Origin of the sequence: Nocardia barduliensis, assembly GCF_013315795.1 — a bacterium.
Taxonomy (GTDB): Bacteria; Actinomycetota; Actinomycetes; order Mycobacteriales; family Mycobacteriaceae; genus Nocardia; species Nocardia barduliensis.
Map to the genome: position 1 here is coordinate 1 of NZ_JABLTE010000080.1, position 18,184 is coordinate 18,184.

Consider the following 18,184-nt stretch of genomic DNA (forward strand, 5'->3'; position numbering starts at 1 on the left):
CAGGATCTAGGGTGATCTCGACGCAGCGCCGGAAAATGCGCGGACGGCGCTGCGTCACATAATCCGGAAATCGGGCGTACGCGACGGCCAGGGCCGGACCCGAAATCGCCGGCTGCCGCAGCGCTTCATTCCCGTGCCGGACGCGGCCATCGCGAAATCCGCTCGAACACTTGTGATCCCGCCCAACGGGTCGGGCAGCCGCTGATGACTTACCTGATTCGGCCGAACATATCTCGATTCCATCACGATCCGTCGCTAACCTTCGGGAGGCATGATGGGTAGGCAGCCGAGAACGAGTACCGAGACGTTGACATCGAAACTCGTCGAACACTTCGCGGAGCATTCCGGCCACACCGCGTCCGGCGATGTCGCGACCACGGCGCGGAACTGTTTGGCGGCCGCCGTCGAACTGCTGGCCCCGCGTCCGGCGCCCGCGGCTGCGGGGCCACCGGAGATCGCCGGTTTCGCCTCGCGCTGGGCGCGGGAGGGTGTCGCGCTGGAAACGGTGCTCGGCGCGTATCACGACGAAATCCGGAACGGCTTGGAATTTCTCGCCGAGGAAGTCGCCGGCGAGCAGACCGATCATTTTCTCGCGGGCGCCCGGCTCGCGGTGCACGTCCTGGAGATGGTGACGGTGGCGGCGTCGACGGCCTATGTGGACGAGCACCGCACGGTCGCGCGGGAGCATCAGACGGCCGCCCAGACCTTGGTCTCCGCCCTGCTCGGCGGACACGCGGTCGGTGAACTCGCCAGGGCGACCGGCATTCCGATCGCCCGGTCGTACCAGGTGGTGGCGCTGAGCATTCCGGCGCATCCGGACGAGCGAAGACCCGGCACGGGCGCGGACGCGGCCCGGCGCAAGCTCCGCCGGGTCCAGGCCGCGCTGGCCGATCCGCTCGGCTCCCGGGCGTTGTCGGTGCTGTCCGCCGCGGGCGGCACGGTGCTGGTGCCGATCGACGACGTGCCCGCCCGCACCGGCATGTTCAGCATGACCGAGGACGTGCTGACCCTCGTCGGCGAAGCCGCCGAGGTGCCGTTGACCGCCGCGGTGGCCGCCGGGCGCACCGCGCGCATCCCCGAACTGGCCGGACGCGCCCACGATCTGCTGGACCGGTTGCGGGCGGCGGGTCGGCCCGCCGGCTTTTACCAGGTGGCCGACGTGGGTGAAACGCCGGGTTGTGAACTGCCCCAGCCGGGCCACATGACCATCGTCACCTCGCCCAACGATCACGTGATCGGCCGATCGGCCTGACCTTCGCCGCTATCGTCGGATATGCCCTGATTTCGAGGGTGAGCAAAGGAGTGCGAGTGTCCACCGCGTTGTCCGATCGCGATATTCTGCGCGAACTCGAGCCCACCGCCGAACGCCTGCTCAACGACCATCTGCGCAAGGCGAAGTCCTGGAATCCGCACGACTACGTGCCGTGGGACGACGGACGGAATTTCGCCGCCCTCGGCGGAATCGACTGGGAGCCGGGACAATCGGCGCTCTCCGAGGTGGCGCAGACCGCGATGATCACCAATTTGCTCACCGAGGACAATCTGCCGTCGTATCACCGCGAGATCTCCGAATCGTTCTCCTCGGACGGGGTGTGGGGCACCTGGGTGGGCCGGTGGACCGCCGAAGAGAATCGCCACGCCATCGTGATGCGCGACTATCTGGTCGTGACCCGCGCTGTCGATCCGGTGCTGCTGGAGCGGGCGAGAATGGCACACATGACCTCGGGCTTCGCGAAACCCGATACGGAGCAGGTGTTCCTGCGTTCGGTGGCCTACGTCACACTGCAGGAGCTGGCGACCAGGATCAGCCACCGGAACACCGGAGCTGCCTGCGAGGAACCGCTCGCCGAGCGTATGCTGCAGCGAGTCGCCGCCGACGAGAACCTGCATATGATCTTCTACCGGAACATCAGCGCCGCCGCCCTGGACCTGGTCCCGGACGAAGCGCTGCGCGCGATCACCAGCGTGGTCACCCGCTTCCAGATGCCCGGGCTCACCCAGCCCAATTTCCGGCGCAACGCGGTGCTGCTGGCCAAACACGGCATCTACGACCTGCCCCAGCATCTCGACGTGGTCGTGCGGCCGGTGCTGCGCGCGTGGCGCGTCTTCGAACGCGCCGATCTGACCGGTGACGGCGAACGCGCCCGCGACGAACTGCACGCCTACCTCGAGGACCTCGAGGTCCGAGCGCGACGGTTCGAGGAGCAGCGCGACCGCGCGGCGGCCAGACGAGCGGAACGGGCTGCCGCGGCAGGATGAATTTGCGTGTACCGATCACAGCGGCGGCGATGGCCCTCATCGCCGTGACCGCCGCTGCCCCCGTACCGGCCGATCCGGTTCCCCCCACCCCGCCACCCGCGGTCGATCCGGCTATGACCCGGACGGGGCTGCTGTCGATCGATCAGATCGCTCCCGGGCGGGAACGGCTGTCCATCGCCTCCGCGGCGATGCGCCGGGTCATCACCGTCGACGTGCTGCGTGGCAGCGGCGAGGCGCCGCGCCCGGTGCTGTATCTGCTCGACGGCGTCGACGGCGACGCCACCTCGGCCTGGCTCACCAAGGGCGGCGCCGCCGAGTTCTTCGCGGGCAAACCGGTGGACGTGGTGCTGACCGGCGGTGGCACCGGCAGCATGTACAGCGACTGGGCCAGGCACGACTCCGCGCTGGGACTCAATCGCTGGGAGACGTTCCTCACCACGGAGCTTCCGCCCATCGTGGAGTCGCTGCTGCGCACCGACGGGCGCCGCGCCATCGCCGGTGTCTCGATGGGCGCGCAGGCGGCGATGATGCTCGCCCAGCGCCACCCCGGGTGGTATCGCGCCGTGGCGGGGATGAGCGGGTGCTATTCCACCGCCGACCCGCTCGGTCACGCGGTCACCACCATCACGGTCGCCTCCCGCGGCGGCAACGTCGACAATCTCTGGGGCCCGCCGACCTCACCGGAATGGGCCGCGCACGACAGCCTGCTGCACGCGGAATCATTGCGCGGCACCGCGATCTACCTCTCAGCGGCCACCGGGCTGCCGACCGGCGCGGATCTGGTGGCGATCGCGAACTCCCCGACGATCGCGGAGGCGCTGCGAACCGCCGGTGGCGGCGCGGCGCTGGAGGCGGGCGCTCGTTCCTGCACCGAGCGGTTCGTCACGAGGCTGAACGAGCTGAAGATTCCCGCCACCGTGGAGTACACCGCGGAGGGGATGCACACCTGGCCGGATTTCCAGGCGCAGCTACCGAAAGCCTGGGCGGTGCTGGCCCCGGCGCTGGGCGTGACCGAGTCCTCCTGAGCGGCGGAATCACACCGGCGCCGGTGCGTTGACACTACTGTGTCCGCGGCGCTGTCCTCTCTCCGGTTCTCCGTCCTCGACCGCTCGCGCGTCCGGCGCGGCCAGAGCCGTCCCGCCGCACTGCGGGAGACCGTCGAGTTCGCCCGGCTCGCCGAGGAATGGGGCTATCACCGCTTCTGGGTCGCCGAACACCACAGCGTGCCCGGCGTGGCGGGTTCGGCGCCCACCGTGCTCGCGGCCGCCGTCGCTGCCGCGACCTCCCGGATCCGGATCGGCACGGGCGGGGTGATGCTGCCCAATCATCAGCCGCTGGTGGTAGCCGAACAGTTCGGCGTGCTGGAGTCGCTCTATCCGGGACGCATCGACATGGGCTTGGGCCGCTCGGTCGGATTCACCGACGGCGTGCGGCGTGCGCTCGGGCACGACAAGCGCGCCGCGCAGGACTTCGATGCCCAGCTCACCGAGTTGCTGGCCTATTTCGCCGAGGGCAGCCGGGGCGTGCACGCATGGCCCGCCGAAGGGCTGCGGGTGCCGGCCTTCCTGCTGGCGACCGGATCCGGCGCCGAGCGCGCCGCCCGCTTCGGGCTGCCACTGGTGATCGCCGCGGTCGGTGGCGAGGACCGCATGGTCGAGGCCATCGAGCGCTATCGCGCGCAGTTCCGTCCCTCCCGGCCGGGCGCCGCACCTTACGTGGTGGTCTCCGCATCGATCGTGATCGCCGACACCACCGCGCAGGCGCACCGGCTGCTGCTGCCGGAGGCGTGGTCGGCCGCCTACGCGCGCACCCGCGGTGAGTTCCCGCCGCTGATCCCGCCTGCGGAGATCGAGACGCGCGCCATGACCGCTCGGGAGCGCCGGATCTTCGACGAAGGACTGCACGGCCATCTGTACGGCACCGAGGACGAGGTCGCCGAGCAACTGGAGCGGTTGGCCGGCCGGACCGGCGCTGACGAGATCCTCGTGCACACCAGCACCTACGATCGAGGCGCGCGGCTGGCGTCGCATCGCCGCCTGGCGCTGGTCGCCGGTCTTCCGCACGGATCGCCGGGGAAGCGCGAAAGAGCCGGTACGGCGGCCTGATCAGGTGCCGGACGTAATCGCCTGCGGGAACAGCACTTCGGCGGCGGCATAGCCGAACAGCTTGCGTCCGTCGGCGCGGGCGTCGACCGCGATGGTCGCCCGCCGCCTGCGCGCATCGATCGAGGTGACCCGGCCGCGGAACTGGATGGTCCCGGCGCCCAACGGCGGTATGCGCAAGTAGTGCGTATTGTGCGCGAACTGCGCGCGGAATCGGGTGAGCGCTGTGGGGTCGCCGAGCCAGGAGGTCAGGAACGACGTGGCCAGGCCCAGTTTCAGCATGCCCGGCGCGACCACGGTCGGCAGGCCGCTGGCGAGCGCGACCCGCTCGTCGAACAGGACCGGGTTGGATTCGCCGGTCACCCCGGCGTAGTTGACCAGGTCGCCCCGAGACAGGCGAACGGTGCGGGCGGGCAGTTCGGTGCCCACCGAGAGATCGGCGAAGTCGATGACCGGCCGCGGTGACCGGTGGGTCGGCGTCGGCGAGAGATGGTCGGCGGCGGCTGGGACGACGGCGCTGCGCCGGACTCGTCGCGGCCCGTCGGACCCTCGATCGCCCATGGCGACTCTGCGCACGGCGTCGGCCAATCCGGCATCGCGCGCGCCGACGCGGGCGAGCAGCGCGCTGGAGCCGGTCTGCACCACCGCCCCGTGCTGGTCGATGAGCACGCTCTTGATCGCGAGGACGTCGTAGTCGCCGAAATGCCGGAACGATTCGAAATAGATGTCACAGGTCAGGCGGTCGCCGGCCACCAGCGGCCTGCCGAAGTCGAAAACCTGGTCCGCGTGCAGAATTCGGGTCGGATCGTAGCCGGTGATCAGCGTGTCCAGAATTTCGCGGTGCACCCGGGTGAGGATGATCGAGCTGAACGTGGCGGGCGCGACGAGCGCGGGAAAACCGAGTTCGGCGGCAGCGGCCTCGCTGCGATGCGCCGGATGGGCATCCTGGACGGCACGGGCGAATTCGCGGATCTTTTCCCGTTCCACCTCGTACCGAAAAGTGGAACGGTAACGGTGGTCGACTAGCGACCTCGCTTGATCGGCCGGATTCACCGCGGTCTCGTTCATGGTTGCTCCTGTATTGCGAAAATGGTGGAGGACGACGGCTCTCGTCAGGCGAGCGGGCCGAACCGCCAGATCCGCGGCGGTACCTGCTCGGGCGTCACGGTGCCGACGACGGCCACCCCGGCGTCGTGAAAGGTGCCCACCGCCCGGTCGATGTGGTCGGCCGAGGTGATCACCACGGCGTCGCGCGCACCGATCGCGCGCATGATCGTGGCCGAGCGGGCGGCGTTCTGCGCGGTCGTGTCGGCCTCCGGTTCGACATGGACGCGGGCAGCGGGGATGCCGCGGGCGATCAGCCAGTCGGCCATGGCCCGCGCCTCGGTGACACCGTTGCGGGCGTTGCCGCCGGTCACGATGATCGGTGAGATGGGCGCCAGCAGGGCCTGCACATATCCGGCGCGCAGACGGTCGATCAGTTCCGGGCGCATGCCGCCGTCGGGCAGCAGCCCGTAGCCGAGCACGACGATGGCGGTCACGGGCCCGTGCACCGCGGGCGGCGGCGCCGGAGCCGGGAGGAGCGCCGGTGCTACGGCAGTCGCGGGACCTGCCTCGGCGGAACCCGTGCTCTCCGCCGATGCGTGCGGTAGGTGGGTGAGCGCGGCGGCGACGGCGAGCGCGCCCAGCAAGGTGCGGGCGAGGGGAACCAGGTTGGCGGACAAGAGATCTCCCAGCGGTTAGCCATCGGATGGCCACCGATGGCTGGGGTGCGGCGTGCATCCATGATGCGGCCGCGGGCCGTTGCGGAACCGTAACCGCTTGGTGATCTGGATAATTCACCGTTTCCGCGCCGCCGACTTGTGCTACCCGAACTGTTCGCCGAATTGCGTGAATTGTCTTTTCCGCACCCTTTGTGTCGTCTCCCTAGCTCGCGACAAACGCGTTCGTGAGGTCTCCAGATCCAGCCGTTCCGCGTAGGCGGCCGCGAATTCCGGTTCTAGCGTTGGCGCAGCTTCGGTGCCGTCTACCAGCGAAAACGGCACCGGCCGTCGAACACTGTGGTTCTGCAGGAAGGCAACCAATGAAACGAAGTACCTACGGGCGCGCGTCCCTGGCAGCGGTGCTGCTGAGTGTGTCGGTGCTCGCCGTCGGCGCCACCGGCGCGAACGCGGCGCCCGAGGCCCAGCCGAGCGAGCAGCAGTTGGCCGATTACATCGCGGCGGGCCGCAAAGTGGCGCCGGTGGCGGATTCGGGCAGTGCGGGCACCGGCTCGGCGTGCACCTCGGGCAGCGGTGCGGGGTCGGGCAACGGATCCGGTGACTGCTACGGCGGGTCGGGCAGCAGCTCGGGGTCCTCCGGCGGCTACGCCAGCGACACCGTCGGTTACGGCCCGCCGATGACCTCGTGGCTGGCCGCCTTCGGCTACGGGCTGACCCATCCCGACGTCGCGCCGCCCGGAACCAACGACTGGAGCTGCAAGCCGACCGCCGAGCATCCGCGCCCGGTGGTGCTGGTGCACGGCACCTGGATGAACGCCTACAACGGATTCGCCTACATGGGCCAGCCCATCAAAGACGCCGGCTTCTGCGCGTTCACCTTCAACTACGGCCGGTCGAACCTGCTCGAGGGCGGCGGTCTCGGTTCGGTGCTGCCCGGCGTGATGGGCACCGGGTACATCCAGGACTCGGCCGAGCAGCTGGCCACGTTCGTCGATCGGGTGCTGGCCGCGACCGGTGCGCCGGAGGTGGACATCGTCGCGCATTCGCAGGGCGGGTCGATGTCGAACTGGTACACCAAGTTCGAGGGCGGCGCGGCCAAGGTGAAGAACTTGGTCACCTACGGCGCGACGCATCACGGCACCAGCCTGGTCGGCATCGGCGCGCTGGGCCGGGCGATCAACAACTTCGGTATCGACATCCTCGGTTTCATCGAGATCTTCGTCGGGCACGCGGGAATCCAGCAGACCATCGGCTCGGATTTCGTCAACAAGCTCAACGAGAACGGCGACACCGTGTCCGGCGTCGACTACACCGTGGTCGGCACCCGCTACGACGAGATCACCAATCCCTACGATCTGACCTTCCTGAAAGCGGCGCCGGGCGTGACGGTGCAGAACATCACTCTGCAGGACGGATGCGAGCAGGACGTATCCGACCACCTCACGATGATGTATTCGCCACGGGCGCTGTCCATCGCGTTGCGTGCGCTCGATCCCGCCGGTCACCCGAATCTGGAATGCACCTTCAACCCCTGGTTGCTCGGCGGCGGGGGCAAGCTGTGATCTCCGGATAGACCTGCTTCCGTCGAGCGGCGTGGGATGTGCCCTTACTCCGCACGTTCGCTCGACGGAAGCACCGACCATCATGCGTTTTGCCCGCCGGACGGAATCCCTCAACCCGCCTCCGTCTCGGCGCGCACGTCCCCGGCGCGTGGTGGTGCGCCCACCGAGCGGACCCTCGCACCCGCCGCTCGGTGGGCATCGGCGTGTAACGGGCGGGGTGCGGCCCGCAAGACGTCGGCCGGGCACCAAGTGGTACCCCGCACTGGATCCGGCGCGGCAGGTCCACGACCTGCTGCCGGGACAGTGCTCCGGCCCGTCGAGCAGTCGGCCGTCGTGATCAGTTGCCGCGCTGACGTTTCCGATACGCCCGTACCTTCGAGATGCTGCCGCAGGCGCGGCCGTCGGGGGTTTCGGCGTACATCGAGCACCAGGTGCGGCTGCGGTTGCGGCTGTGGTCGTAGAAGACGTTGCGACAGTCGGGACACGATTTGAGCCGCGCCCACTGCTGCCCGGCGAGCCCGGTGGCGACCAACGCGACGATCGCGGCCGCCGTGCCACCATCGCCGGGCCGGTAGCGCAGCGGTCGCGCTTCGTCGCCGACGGTCACGCTCACCGGATGCCGTTCGAACCACGCGCGCAGCGCGGCCGGGGCGCAATCGCCCAGTGCCGCGCGGAGGTCGGTGCGCAGCGCCCGCAGTTCGTCCACGTCGTGCGGGCGCGGCCGCGGGATGTCCGGCAGGGTGGTGCGCCAGTCCGCGGCCCGGGTGAGCAGCTCTGGGAGGTCGTCGACCGGCGTGCGGGTCTCGTGCGGCAACCGCCAGGTGTTCAGGAAGGTCCGGACCTGCTCCAAGGTTCCGGGTGCGGTGCTCGTTCCCGACATGTTTACCAGTGTAACTGTTGACCGGTAAAAGACATGGCGCTTACCGTCTAAATCTATGACCGGTAACAGAATGTCCGAGAGGTCCGTGCCCACGCGGCGGGCGGGTCCCCTGCCGCTGCGGCGCGCCCGGCGCGCGGTCGCGGTGTTGTTCGCACTCGGCGGGTTCGTCTTCGCGGGATGGGCGGTGCGCATTCCCGCGGTCGCGCAGCGTCTGCACGCCACTCCCGGGGAACTCGGACTCGCGCTGCTGGCCATGTCGGTCGCGGCGGTGGCGACGATGTCGGCCGGCGGTGTGATCTGCCGCCGCTGGGGTAGCGCCCGGGTGGCGACCGTGGCGGCCGGGATGCTGTCGGCGACCGTCGTGCTGCCGCCGCTGGCTGTTTCGGTGCCGCAGCTCGCGGTGGCGCTCACCGTCTTCGGCGTGGCCTTCGGAGCGCTCGACGTCGCCGTGAACACGGTGGCCGTCGACCTGGTGGCCGCGCTGGATCGCCCGCTGCTGCCCGCGATGCACGCGGCAAACAGTCTGGGCAGTCTGGCCGGGGCGGGCGCGGGTGGCCTGCTCGCCGCACATCTGTCGCCGACCGGGCACCTGCTGTCGGCGGCCCCGCTGGGTGTGGTGATGGCCGTGGTGGCCGGGTGGGTGCTGACCGACGATCCGGTCCCCCGAGTGTTTTCGCCGTCGGCAGCGGGGGATCGCTCGCCGTGGATCGTGGTGGCGTTCGGTGTGGTCGGGTTGTGCGCCGCCTTCGCGCAAGGTGGTCTGGACAACTGGGTGCCGCTGCATCTGCGCGCGGATCTGGGAGCAGGCGAGGGGCTGGCGGCGGCCGGGTACGGCACGATCCAGGGCGCCATGGCGGTGGGCCGGGCGGCCGGGGCCGCCCTCGTCGGCGCGGCCGGGCCGGGAGCCGTCTTGCGGATCGGCGGCGTAATCGCCTGTGCTGGAACCACCCTCGCTGCCCTGACGTCATGGCCGTGGCTGGCGCTGGTGGGTCTCGGCATCGCCGGGCTCGGGCTGGCCAACCTCTTTCCACTGGCTGTCGCAGCCGCGGGGGCGCGCGGCGGTGCCAGTGGCGTGGCGGTGGCGACCACCCTCGGGTACGGCGGCATCCTGCTGGCGCCACCGGCGATCGGATTCGCCGCCGAGGCCGGTGGCTTGCCGCGGGCGCTATTGCTCGTCCCGGTCCTCGTCGCCGTCGCCACCGTCGTCGGCCACGCGCTTCGCCGTCAGTTATAGGAGCTGATCCGCGATCCCGTACGCAGGGAGATCGGCTGGCCTTCGACGCCGACTCCGGAGAGCTGGTGCAGGGTGACCTCGAACTCGACCCGGCCGCGGCGGAAGAAGGCCACGCAGCCGCCGGGGAGGTTGTGCCGCTCCAGCAGGGCCGTGCACCGGCAAGCTGCACGGTGGCCGCAGCCGTGAGCCCGGCGTTGCCCGCGCCGATGACTATGCGTCGTTGTCGCTCACGCTCCGGTTGCCTCACGCTCGAGCTGTGCGGCGGCTTCGGCCGTGATGCGTTCGAACTGCTCACCCATGCGGGTGGCCAGCGCTTGCGCGGCCGACAGCGGGCGCACCATGACCATGAAGTCGTCGATCTTGCCGTGCGCGTCGAAGTGCAGGAAATCGCACCCCGTCACCTGCTTGCCGTCCACGGTGGCCTCGAAGACGAGAGCGTGATCGCGGCCGCCCGCGTCCGCGATCTCGCGCACGTATCGGAAGTCCTCGAAGACCCGGATCACCGCGCGCAGGATGGCCGCGGTGATCGCCTTGCCCGGGTAGGGCTTGAACGCCACCGGGCTGGTGAACACCACATCGTCGGCCAGCAGCGCCTCGATGGCCGCTTCGTCCCGCGCTTCGACCGCTTCGCGAAAGGGATGCATATCCCACCTTCCATAGTCAATTAATTGAGTACATATCGAACAGTATCCCTGCACCCGAGCCATTGTCTACGGCCTATGGGACAACGAGTTGAATAATCACCTTCTGTGTTAGCCTGGCCCGGTGGCGCTACGCAACGCGGTACTGGCCGCGCTCCTGGAGGGCGAGGCGTCCGGGTACGACCTGGCCAAGAGCTTCGACGCCTCGGTCGCCAACTTCTGGATGGCCACGCCGCAGCAGCTGTACAAGGAACTCGAGCGGATGGCCGCCGACGGACTCATCGCGACCCGGGTCGTGCAGCAGGAACGCCGCCCCAACAAGCGCCTGCACGCCATCACCGCCGCGGGCCGGGCGGCGCTGCGCGAATTCATCGCCGAGCCCGCCAAGCCCACCGCCATTCGTGACGAGATGATGGTCAAGGTGCAGGGGATGGACGGCGAAGACGCGCCCGCCGTTCGCGCCGCGGTCGCGGAGCGCATGGAATGGTCCAAGGCGAAACTGGCCCGCTACGAACGCTTGCGGTCGCGGTTGCTGGACGGCCGCAGTGAACCGGCCTACCTGGCCGAGATCGAACGGATCGGCCCGTACCTCACCCTGCTGCGCGGAATTTCGTTCGAGCAGGAGAACATTCGCTGGAGCGCGTTCGCCCTCTCCGTCATCGATCGGCGCATGGCGGCGCATGCCGAGCAGCGCCACCCCGGTGCCGACTCGGGGTCGTCCCGATCCGACGTTTCCGGCCCGAACGTCGCTACCTAGCTCGCCATCGAGCGTCGCGGGTCGCCGTCCCGCTCGGGCTTATCGGCAGCTCAGGAGCGGTCTGTTGTCCGGTGACCGCCGGCGAGTGCGGTGGCCCTGATTCGGATGACTGCGGCTATGCGTATACGTATACTGCATTTATGTTGGATCCCCTGAGCCTCGCGGTCGGTGCGGGCCTCGTCGGCGTCGGTTGGGTGTGTGGCCGGTTCGGGCATCGGCGGCGATCCCGGCCGGGAGAGAAACTTCCCGCTCGCTGCGGTTGCGGCCACGATCTGTCACTCCACGATCGCGCGACGAGTAAGTGCCATGCCGAGATCTCCCGTAAGGGCACGCACGGCCTGCGCGAGTGGGTCGGCTGCAACTGCCGCCGCTACACCGGCCCGACCCCGCTGGAAGAAGTTTTCAGCTCGCCGCTGCTCCCGCCGGAGTCCTGAACACGCTGCCATCGGGCACCAGGATAAGTGCGGCCGGCCAGACCGATCAGGAATCGAGAAGCGTCGGCTACCGCGCCGCATCTAGCGTTACGGCCATGAACATCACCACTGATCAGCCCACTATCGAGTCCGTCATCCTCGAGGCGCCCGATCCCGCGGCCGCGCAGGCCTTCTACACCGCCGCGTTCGGTCTCGGCGACAGACTGCGCGTGCGCGCCTCGGAGGCGCCGACGAACGGGTTCCGCGGCTTCGTCCTGTCGCTCGTGGTGTCTCAGCCGAGCACCGTCGACAGTCTCATCGGCACCGCCGTCGACGCGGGCGCGACGACGCTGAAGCCGGGCAAGAAGAGCTTCTGGGGTTACGGCGGCGTGGTCCAGGCGCCGGACGGGGCGATCTGGAAAATCGCGACCTCGTCGAAGAAGGACACCGGCCCGGCCACCCGAGAGGTCGACGATTTCGTGGTGCTCCTCGGCGTCGACAACGTCAAGGCGACCAAGCAGTTCTACGTGGACCGTGGCCTGACGGTGGCGAAGAGTTTCGGCAGCAAGTACGTCGAGTTCGATGCCCCGTCGTCGTCGGTCAAACTGGCGCTCTACGGGCGCAGGGCCGCCGCCAAGGATGCCGGCGTGGCACCGGAAGGCAGCGGGTCGCACCGAATCGTGCTCGGCGGCGGCGGTATCGGGTCCTTCGCCGACCCGGACGGGTTCGCCTGGGAGGTCGCCGGGCCCGAATCCGGTCGGTCCGACGCCTGACCGGGCGGCATACCGATCATGCAGCGATGTCGAACAAGGTCAGCTCCCGCGCGAGCGTAGCTCGCAGCTCGGCGCGTTCACGGATCGCGCAGGTCGGTCCGATGCCCAGGGCGACCGATTCCGGCGACAGGAGCCAGCCGCGGCAACGGCGGCAGTGCGCGACGAGTCGCACGGTGGGCTGGTCGTCGGTCTCGTCCATATCCTTCTCCTCCGCTCCGAACAGGTCGGCCGGGCACCCGGCCACCACGATGCGGTCATCCACAGCCACCCACTGCGTGGCAGGGACGCGGCGGATCGATGTCATCCGGCACACCCCCTGGATCGCTTCGCGCAGTAGGCAGTTCGTTCGCATCATCGCACCGGGCACCGACACGTTCCGGCGTCGGTGGCGGCCCTCGACGAACCGGCTCGACTGATTGCATCCCCGCGCTGGCGGACGGAAGGCCGTCTCCCTGTTTCCGGATCGGCGTCCCGGCTCATGGTATTCCGCAGACGGTTCGAATATCGAGTGTCCGGAATGCCGACATAGGGTGCTGAATCCGAAAACGGACGAAAACGGATCGCCGAATCCATTGCCTCAGTAGGTATGCCGGAGTGTTACTGATAGAGCCGTGCCACGGCAGGAGTCGGCACCCCGGTGGAAGAAACCCTTCACATACCGCGACCCCCTCTTCACTACAGCGACGAGGAGGCAGGATCATGCCTACTATCACTTCTATATCGCCGACCACGGGACCGGTCACCGGTGGTAACAGTGTGAATATCACCGGCAGCGGATTCACCGGTACCACCGCGGTGTTTTTCGGCATACTTCCGGCGACTTCGTTCACGGTGGGGTCGGATTCCCAGATCACCGCGGTCGCTCCCGTGGGAATCGGTACGGTGCCGGTCATCGTCATCGCGCCGACCGGTATCAGCAACGGGAGTCCCTACACCTACGTGCTGCCGCCCATTCTGTTCGCGCTCACTCCGAACACGGGATCGCCCGCCGGGGGAACCACGGTCGTTCTCTTCGGCGTTGGACTTTCGGGCGCGACGGCGGTGAATTTCGGCGCTACGCCCGCCACTTCGTTCAGCGTGGTGTCGGATAACCAGATCGTGGCCGTCGCTCCGGCGGGAACGGGCACGGTGCAAGTCACCGTCACCACTTCCGCGGGTACGAGTAACGGGCTGCCGTTCACGTATCTGTCGGTCCCCACACTGGTTTCGATCAGTCCGAGTGCGGGGCCGGCGACCGGGGGAACCGTGGTCACGTTGACCGGCACCGGGTTCACCGGCGCTACCGCGGTTCGGTTCGGAGCCACCCCCGCGACGTTCTACTTCGTGTTGTCGGACTCGCTCATCATTGCGGTCGCTCCGGCGGGAACCGGCACGGTGCCAGTCACCGTCACCACCGCGGCGGGTACCAGCGCCGGGCTGCCGTTCACGTATCTGTCGGCCCCCTCGCTGGTTTCGATCAGTCCGAGTTCAGGTCCGGTGACCGGCGGGACGACGGTCACATTGACCGGCAGCGGGTTCACCGGTGCTACCGCGGTGCGGTTCGGGCTCCTTCCGGCGACTTCGTTCACGGTCGTGTCGGATACCCAGATCGTCGCGGTCGCTCCGGCGGGGTTCGGCATTGCCCCGGTCACCGTCACCGGCGCGAGTGGTACCAGCAACGCGGTGACGTACGTCTACGTCTGACCGCGCGCCTGTTCCCGGCATGCGCCGGGACGGCGTGATCACCGAAGGGGCCGACCCGGATGGGCCGGTCCCTTCGGCCGCGTGGTCGTTCCTCGTTCCTGTGCCGCGTCCCTAGCCGGGCGAGACCGTATTCGTGAGGTGTCCAGACCCGGTCTATCCAGGTCAACGACGCTGCGATCGGGGTTCTAGCGTTGGCACGGTTCCGGTGCCGTCGGTCCGCGAGAACGGTGCCGGGCGGACGAATGCCGTCGGCTTGGAGGAAGCAAGTAATGAAACATAGTTCCGACCTCGCCACGGCGGCGCCGCGTGGCGATGTGGGCAGCGTGCGGGTCGGCAAGGAATCCTCGCGCCGCCCGCTGGCGCGTGTGCTTGCTGTGGTGGTGGCGGCGGTGTCGGCCGTGGTGGCGGCGGCACCGACCGCGAGTGCCGACGCCTCGTCGATCACCGGTTCGTGGGCGGAGGACGACCGGACCGTGCAGTTGCGGGTGCATTCCGCGGCGATGGGGCAGGACATCATGGTGAAGGTGCTGCGCCCGGCCGACCGTTCGGTGCCGCGGCCGACGTTGTACCTGTTGAACGGTGGCGGCGGGGGTCAGGACAGCGCGACCTGGCAGAAGAACACCGACGTGCTGAGCTTCCTCGCCGAAAAGGACGTCAACGTCGTGCAGCCGGTGGGCGGGCGCTGGAGTTATTACACCGACTGGCGTTCGGCGGATCCGAAACTCGGTGTGTACAAATGGAAGACATTCCTCACCGAGGAATTGCCGCCGCTGATCGACGCGGAGTTCGGCACCACCGGAGTGAACGCCATAGCGGGGCTGTCGACCTCCGGAACCTCGGTATTGCAACTACCGATCGCCAAACCGGGCTTGTATCGGGCGGTGGCGGCCTACAGCGGTTGCGCGCAGACCAGCGACCCGATCGGCCGCGAGTTCGTCAAGCTCGCCGTGGAGAGCTGGGGCGGCGGCGACACCGACAACATGTACGGCCCACCCGGCGACCCTATGTGGGCGGCCAACGACCCCTACCTGCACGCAGATCAGCTACGCGGCATACGACTGTTCCTGTCCACCGGGACCGGCGTTCCGGGGATGTACGACATCTACAACGGTGAATACGCTCAGCCGGGTCCGCGTGGTTTCCTCAATCAGTTGGTGCTGGGCGGTGTCATCGAGGCCGCAGTGAATTGGTGCACCCACAACATGCGTGACCGGTTGAACGAGCTGGGTATCCCCGCCACGTACGATTTCCAGCCCACCGGGACGCATTCGTGGGGCTATTGGCAGGACGCGCTCGAGAATTCGTGGCCGGTGCTGGCGGACGGGTTGGGGTTGCCGCACTGAGTCGGAGATTCCGCCTGAGCCGCTGACACCCGGCGCGTCGGGATAGGGGAGTGGGCCACCGGTTGCGTCCACGATGCAACGCCGATCGTCCCCGTAGTTGTAGTGCGGGGGAGGGTGCGTGAGGTTTCAGTCGGCGGTGAAGCGCGCGGCATTCGTGGCCGCCCACTGGGCGAAGGTCGTCGCTGGTCGGCCGGTGATGTCTTGGACGCTGGTGATGGGCAGGGCCGCCGGCTCGGGGTCGAAACCGCAGAGAACGTTGTCGACATACCAGGTCGCGGTCTCGCCCATGGTGGGGGCCAGGGCGGCGATGGAGTCCTCGCGCGAGGCCGGGTGGAAGGTGATGTCGCGGCCCAGTGCGTCGGCGAGGTGCCGGACGAGGTCGGTGCGGGACAGAATCTCTGGCCCCGCCAGCGGCAAGGCGCGGCCGACATGGATGTCGGTCAGCAGGGCGGTGGCGGCGACGGCGGCGATGTCGTCCATGGCGATGGGCGCGCTCGCGGCGTCGGGCCGCGGTTCCCGGACGGCGCCGGTCGTGCGAATCTGGTGTGACCAGATCAGGGTGTTCTCCATGAAATCTGCGGGCCACAGGTGGGTCCAGGCCAGGCCGCTGTCCTCGACAGCTGTGCATACGCTGCCCCACCAGCTCTCCGGTTCGCCGGACAGGTCGACGACCTGCCGTACCCCGGCCTCCCGGGCGGCTTCGAGCACCTCCGTGACACTGTCCGGTGTGGGCGCCAAGTACATCCGCTCCACACCCGCGAATGCCGCGGGCAGGGTGGCCGGTCGCCGTAGGTGGCCCTCGACCACCTCGACCGCCGCGGGCAGCGCCGCCTTGCGCGGATTGTTGGTGAGCGCGCGAATATCGGTGGCTCCGCGGGCTAGCAGGTGGTCGACAACCTTGCGCCCGATGTTCGCGGTGGCTCCGGTTACCAGAATGGTCATTTGTCCCTCTCCGGCGTGGATGCTGAACACCCCATCCTGCCAAGCGATTCAGCGATGCCCACCGAGTTTTCAGAATGCCTCGGGGCAGGGGTAGCGCCATATGCCCTTGTGGTATTCGATGTCGACTTATGACCAGCGCCTTGGTGGACCCGCGATCTCTTCCGGAAGAGGTGCGGCCGTACCTCGAAGGTCTCGTGTGCCATGCCCGGGATGTCTGCGGTTCTGATCTGGTCAGCGTCTTCGCGGTGGGATCGATCGCGCTCGGGGACTATCGACATGGACGCAGCGACGTCGATGTGGCGATTGTCGTGGACCCGATCCTTCCCGCGCAGGCTTTGCGCGACCTGGCCGTGGCGCTCGCTCACCCCACGCTGCTGTGCCCGGCGGCCGGACTGGAATTGGTGGTCTACGACGCGGAGTTCGTCGCGCGTCCGTCCAGCGCGGCCGGTTACCTGCTCGACCTCAATACCGGGCCGATGCTGCCGTATCGCGCCAGCTTCGATCCGGCCGAATCACCCGCCTTCTGGTATGTCCTCGATCGCTCGATCGCGCACCAGACCGGGCGGCTGCTGTACGGGACGCCGGTGCGGCAGGTCATCGCCGCACCGGCGCGACGCGACCTCTTCGCCGCGATTCTCGCCTCGGTCCGGGAACATGCCGACGGCGTAGGGCACTTGGCCGACAACCAAGTGCTGAACGGTTGTCGATCGGTGGCGTTCTGCCGCACGGGTCGCTGGTTCGCCAAGCGCGCGGCCGCACGAATGATCGCGGACTCGGAGAACGATTTCCGGCCGGTCGTCGATATGGCGCTGCGCAGCTTCCAGCGCGCACGCTCGGCGGCGCTTCCGCTGCCGTCCAGCGATGTTCGAGATTTCCTGGCCTGGGTGGGGGACCGGGTCGATGAAGCCGCGGCGCGTGCGGCGGTCGTCGATCGCAGGTAGTCGGACTATCGCCTGTGCCTGTTCACGGCAATAACCGTCGCGGATATGGATTCCATCGGCAGGGAGGATAATATATGCTCCTACGTAGATATTCGCATCTATCTATAGTCTTGTCAGGTGCTGTCACGACTTCCCTTGTCGCACCGCAACCGGCGCGTTGGGGCAGGATCGAAGCCATGGAGCCCACCCCGAGAGTGCCGCTGCCCAGGAGCATCGACGAGTTCCGTGTGCTCGCGCATTCGCGGCTGGCCGAGTTCCCGCGCATCGCGGTTCCGGATTCGCCCGGCGTACGCCGCGCGGCGGTCGTGCTGTGCGTGGTCCCCGAGCCCGATGGGCCGCTGTCGGTGCTCGTCATCAAACGTGCCTACCGGGGGCGCAACGCCGGACAGTGGGGCCTGCCCGGCGGCCGTGTGGACGAGGACGAGACCGCGGACCAGGCCGCCCTACGCGAACTGCGCGAAGAATTGGGCCTGGAGGCAACTCCCGGTGATCTGCTCGGCGCACTCGACGACTTTCCCGCCGCCTCCGGTTTCACGATCACGCCCCTCGTGCTGGCGCTGACCGATGTCACGCGGCTACGGCCGAACCCGGACGAGGTCTACTCGGTGCACTTGGTGGATCTCGCTCGGCTGGTGGCCGAGGACACGCCACGCTGGGTGCGGGCCGAGGACGCGGTACCGCAGGCGCGGCTGCGCGATGATGTCGCGCCCGCCGACCAGACCGGTCTGCTCCAGATGCGGCTCGGCCCGAAGATGACGATCCACGCGCCCACCGGCGCGCTGCTGTGGCAATTCCGCGAAGTCGTCCTCTTGGGCACCGCCGCTGCCGCGGCCCGGGTCGCTCACTTCACCCAGCCCGATTGGACGCACCGCTGAGCCGTCCGGCGCGCCACCGCACTCCGCCTGCTACCTTGAACGTCGTTCAAGTTCTAGG

Annotated in this window: 20 protein-coding genes; 13 read left to right on the forward strand and 7 right to left on the reverse strand. The window is 68.5% G+C overall.

Features of this window, described 5'->3' with window-relative positions:
• Window positions 1–307: 307 nt before the first annotated feature.
• The 4 genes from HOV91_RS27730 to HOV91_RS27745 are packed head-to-tail and all read left to right on the forward strand — an operon-like array spanning window position 308 to window position 4,364.
• Complete coding sequence (locus tag HOV91_RS27730) at window positions 308–1,252, forward strand: RsbRD N-terminal domain-containing protein (protein ID WP_246351002.1); 945 nt, start codon at window positions 308–310, stop codon at window positions 1,250–1,252.
• A gap of 56 nt (window positions 1,253–1,308) precedes the next feature.
• Complete coding sequence (locus tag HOV91_RS27735) at window positions 1,309–2,259, forward strand: acyl-ACP desaturase (protein ID WP_174188309.1); 951 nt, start codon at window positions 1,309–1,311, stop codon at window positions 2,257–2,259.
• Window positions 2,256–3,284, forward strand: a complete 1,029-nt coding sequence (locus tag HOV91_RS27740) for an alpha/beta hydrolase (RefSeq protein WP_174188310.1) — start codon at window positions 2,256–2,258, stop codon at window positions 3,282–3,284. The genes HOV91_RS27735 and HOV91_RS27740 overlap by 4 nt, the downstream gene beginning before the upstream one ends.
• A 39-nt stretch (window positions 3,285–3,323) precedes the next feature.
• Window positions 3,324–4,364 carry an LLM class flavin-dependent oxidoreductase gene (locus HOV91_RS27745; protein ID WP_174188311.1) on the forward strand — a complete coding sequence of 347 codons (1,041 nt, stop codon included), beginning with the start codon at window positions 3,324–3,326 and terminating at the stop codon, window positions 4,362–4,364.
• On the opposite strand, the gene HOV91_RS27750 is transcribed toward HOV91_RS27745, so the two are convergent.
• A complete protein-coding gene (locus tag HOV91_RS27750) occupies window positions 4,365–5,429 on the reverse strand; it encodes a fused (3R)-hydroxyacyl-ACP dehydratase subunits HadA/HadB (RefSeq protein WP_174188312.1) in 1,065 nt (354 codons plus the stop codon).
• 44 nt (window positions 5,430–5,473) lie between these two features.
• On the reverse strand, window positions 5,474–6,085 hold the full coding sequence (locus tag HOV91_RS27755) for a YdcF family protein (protein WP_246351004.1): 612 nt from the start codon (window positions 6,083–6,085) through the stop codon (window positions 5,474–5,476).
• Between the two features lie 359 nt (window positions 6,086–6,444).
• Here HOV91_RS27755 and HOV91_RS27760 point away from each other — a divergent pair, with 359 nt between their 5' ends.
• The gene (locus HOV91_RS27760) at window positions 6,445–7,644 is read left to right on the forward strand and encodes an esterase/lipase family protein (RefSeq protein WP_174188313.1); all 1,200 of its coding nucleotides are present in this window, start codon (window positions 6,445–6,447) and stop codon (window positions 7,642–7,644) included.
• A 337-nt stretch (window positions 7,645–7,981) separates the two neighbouring features.
• Here the strand turns inward: HOV91_RS27760 and HOV91_RS27765 are convergent, their stop codons facing one another.
• Complete coding sequence (locus HOV91_RS27765; protein WP_174188314.1) at window positions 7,982–8,524, reverse strand: CGNR zinc finger domain-containing protein; 543 nt, start codon at window positions 8,522–8,524, stop codon at window positions 7,982–7,984.
• Between the two features lie 70 nt (window positions 8,525–8,594).
• Between HOV91_RS27765 and HOV91_RS27770 the strand changes: the two genes are divergently transcribed.
• Window positions 8,595–9,758, forward strand: a complete 1,164-nt coding sequence (locus HOV91_RS27770) for an MFS transporter (protein ID WP_174188315.1) — start codon at window positions 8,595–8,597, stop codon at window positions 9,756–9,758.
• On the opposite strand, the gene HOV91_RS40610 is transcribed toward HOV91_RS27770, so the two are convergent.
• On the reverse strand, window positions 9,749–9,871 hold the full coding sequence (locus HOV91_RS40610) for a hypothetical protein (RefSeq protein ID WP_281370999.1): 123 nt from the start codon (window positions 9,869–9,871) through the stop codon (window positions 9,749–9,751). The genes HOV91_RS27770 and HOV91_RS40610 overlap by 10 nt on opposite strands.
• 114 nt (window positions 9,872–9,985) lie before the next feature.
• Window positions 9,986–10,402 (reverse strand): nuclear transport factor 2 family protein, encoded by a 417-nt coding sequence (locus HOV91_RS27780; RefSeq protein WP_174188316.1) that lies wholly within the window; start codon window positions 10,400–10,402, stop codon window positions 9,986–9,988.
• 121 nt (window positions 10,403–10,523) lie between these two features.
• Here HOV91_RS27780 and HOV91_RS27785 point away from each other — a divergent pair, with 121 nt between their 5' ends.
• From HOV91_RS27785 to HOV91_RS27795, 3 genes are all read left to right on the forward strand, one after another.
• Window positions 10,524–11,156, forward strand: coding sequence for a PadR family transcriptional regulator (locus HOV91_RS27785; RefSeq protein ID WP_174188317.1), 633 nt, complete (start codon window positions 10,524–10,526; stop codon window positions 11,154–11,156).
• A 140-nt stretch (window positions 11,157–11,296) separates the two neighbouring features.
• On the forward strand, window positions 11,297–11,590 hold the full coding sequence (locus tag HOV91_RS27790) for a hypothetical protein (protein WP_246351006.1): 294 nt from the start codon (window positions 11,297–11,299) through the stop codon (window positions 11,588–11,590).
• A gap of 95 nt (window positions 11,591–11,685) precedes the next feature.
• The gene (locus HOV91_RS27795; protein ID WP_174188318.1) at window positions 11,686–12,342 is read left to right on the forward strand and encodes a VOC family protein; all 657 of its coding nucleotides are present in this window, start codon (window positions 11,686–11,688) and stop codon (window positions 12,340–12,342) included.
• A 16-nt stretch (window positions 12,343–12,358) separates the two neighbouring features.
• On the opposite strand, the gene HOV91_RS27800 is transcribed toward HOV91_RS27795, so the two are convergent.
• A complete protein-coding gene (locus HOV91_RS27800; protein ID WP_174188319.1) occupies window positions 12,359–12,541 on the reverse strand; it encodes a DUF6011 domain-containing protein in 183 nt (60 codons plus the stop codon).
• A 500-nt stretch (window positions 12,542–13,041) separates the two neighbouring features.
• Here HOV91_RS27800 and HOV91_RS27805 point away from each other — a divergent pair, with 500 nt between their 5' ends.
• Entirely contained in the window at window positions 13,042–14,025 is a 984-nt protein-coding gene (locus HOV91_RS27805; protein WP_174188320.1) for an IPT/TIG domain-containing protein, read from the forward strand.
• Window positions 14,026–14,294: 269 nt separating this feature from the next.
• The gene (locus tag HOV91_RS27810; protein WP_174188321.1) at window positions 14,295–15,368 is read left to right on the forward strand and encodes an alpha/beta hydrolase; all 1,074 of its coding nucleotides are present in this window, start codon (window positions 14,295–14,297) and stop codon (window positions 15,366–15,368) included.
• A 126-nt stretch (window positions 15,369–15,494) separates the two neighbouring features.
• Here HOV91_RS27810 and HOV91_RS27815 read toward each other — a convergent pair whose 3' ends face one another.
• A complete protein-coding gene (locus tag HOV91_RS27815) occupies window positions 15,495–16,310 on the reverse strand; it encodes an SDR family oxidoreductase (protein WP_174188322.1) in 816 nt (271 codons plus the stop codon).
• A gap of 128 nt (window positions 16,311–16,438) precedes the next feature.
• On the opposite strand from HOV91_RS27815, the gene HOV91_RS27820 reads away from it, so the two are divergent.
• Both HOV91_RS27820 and HOV91_RS27825 read left to right on the forward strand, forming a co-directional pair.
• Window positions 16,439–17,251, forward strand: coding sequence for a nucleotidyltransferase domain-containing protein (locus HOV91_RS27820; RefSeq protein ID WP_174188323.1), 813 nt, complete (start codon window positions 16,439–16,441; stop codon window positions 17,249–17,251).
• Between the two features lie 176 nt (window positions 17,252–17,427).
• On the forward strand, window positions 17,428–18,126 hold the full coding sequence (locus tag HOV91_RS27825) for an NUDIX hydrolase (RefSeq protein ID WP_174188324.1): 699 nt from the start codon (window positions 17,428–17,430) through the stop codon (window positions 18,124–18,126).
• Window positions 18,127–18,184 lie beyond the last annotated feature (58 nt).

Coding starts and splice junctions, on each gene's coding strand:
- HOV91_RS27740 (WP_174188310.1), top strand. CDS start 2,256: ATGAATTTGCGTGTACCGATCACAGCGGCGGCGATGGCCCTCATCGCC.
- HOV91_RS27750 (WP_174188312.1), bottom strand. CDS start 5,429: ATGAACGAGACCGCGGTGAATCCGGCCGATCAAGCGAGGTCGCTAGTC.
- HOV91_RS27760 (WP_174188313.1), top strand. CDS start 6,445: ATGAAACGAAGTACCTACGGGCGCGCGTCCCTGGCAGCGGTGCTGCTG.
- HOV91_RS27765 (WP_174188314.1), bottom strand. CDS start 8,524: ATGTCGGGAACGAGCACCGCACCCGGAACCTTGGAGCAGGTCCGGACC.
- HOV91_RS27770 (WP_174188315.1), top strand. CDS start 8,595: ATGTCCGAGAGGTCCGTGCCCACGCGGCGGGCGGGTCCCCTGCCGCTG.
- HOV91_RS27780 (WP_174188316.1), bottom strand. CDS start 10,402: ATGCATCCCTTTCGCGAAGCGGTCGAAGCGCGGGACGAAGCGGCCATC.
- HOV91_RS27790 (WP_246351006.1), top strand. CDS start 11,297: ATGTTGGATCCCCTGAGCCTCGCGGTCGGTGCGGGCCTCGTCGGCGTC.
- HOV91_RS27795 (WP_174188318.1), top strand. CDS start 11,686: ATGAACATCACCACTGATCAGCCCACTATCGAGTCCGTCATCCTCGAG.
- HOV91_RS27800 (WP_174188319.1), bottom strand. CDS start 12,541: ATGGACGAGACCGACGACCAGCCCACCGTGCGACTCGTCGCGCACTGC.
- HOV91_RS27805 (WP_174188320.1), top strand. CDS start 13,042: ATGCCTACTATCACTTCTATATCGCCGACCACGGGACCGGTCACCGGT.
- HOV91_RS27810 (WP_174188321.1), top strand. CDS start 14,295: ATGAAACATAGTTCCGACCTCGCCACGGCGGCGCCGCGTGGCGATGTG.
- HOV91_RS27815 (WP_174188322.1), bottom strand. CDS start 16,310: ATGACCATTCTGGTAACCGGAGCCACCGCGAACATCGGGCGCAAGGTT.
- HOV91_RS27820 (WP_174188323.1), top strand. CDS start 16,439: ATGACCAGCGCCTTGGTGGACCCGCGATCTCTTCCGGAAGAGGTGCGG.
- HOV91_RS27825 (WP_174188324.1), top strand. CDS start 17,428: ATGGAGCCCACCCCGAGAGTGCCGCTGCCCAGGAGCATCGACGAGTTC.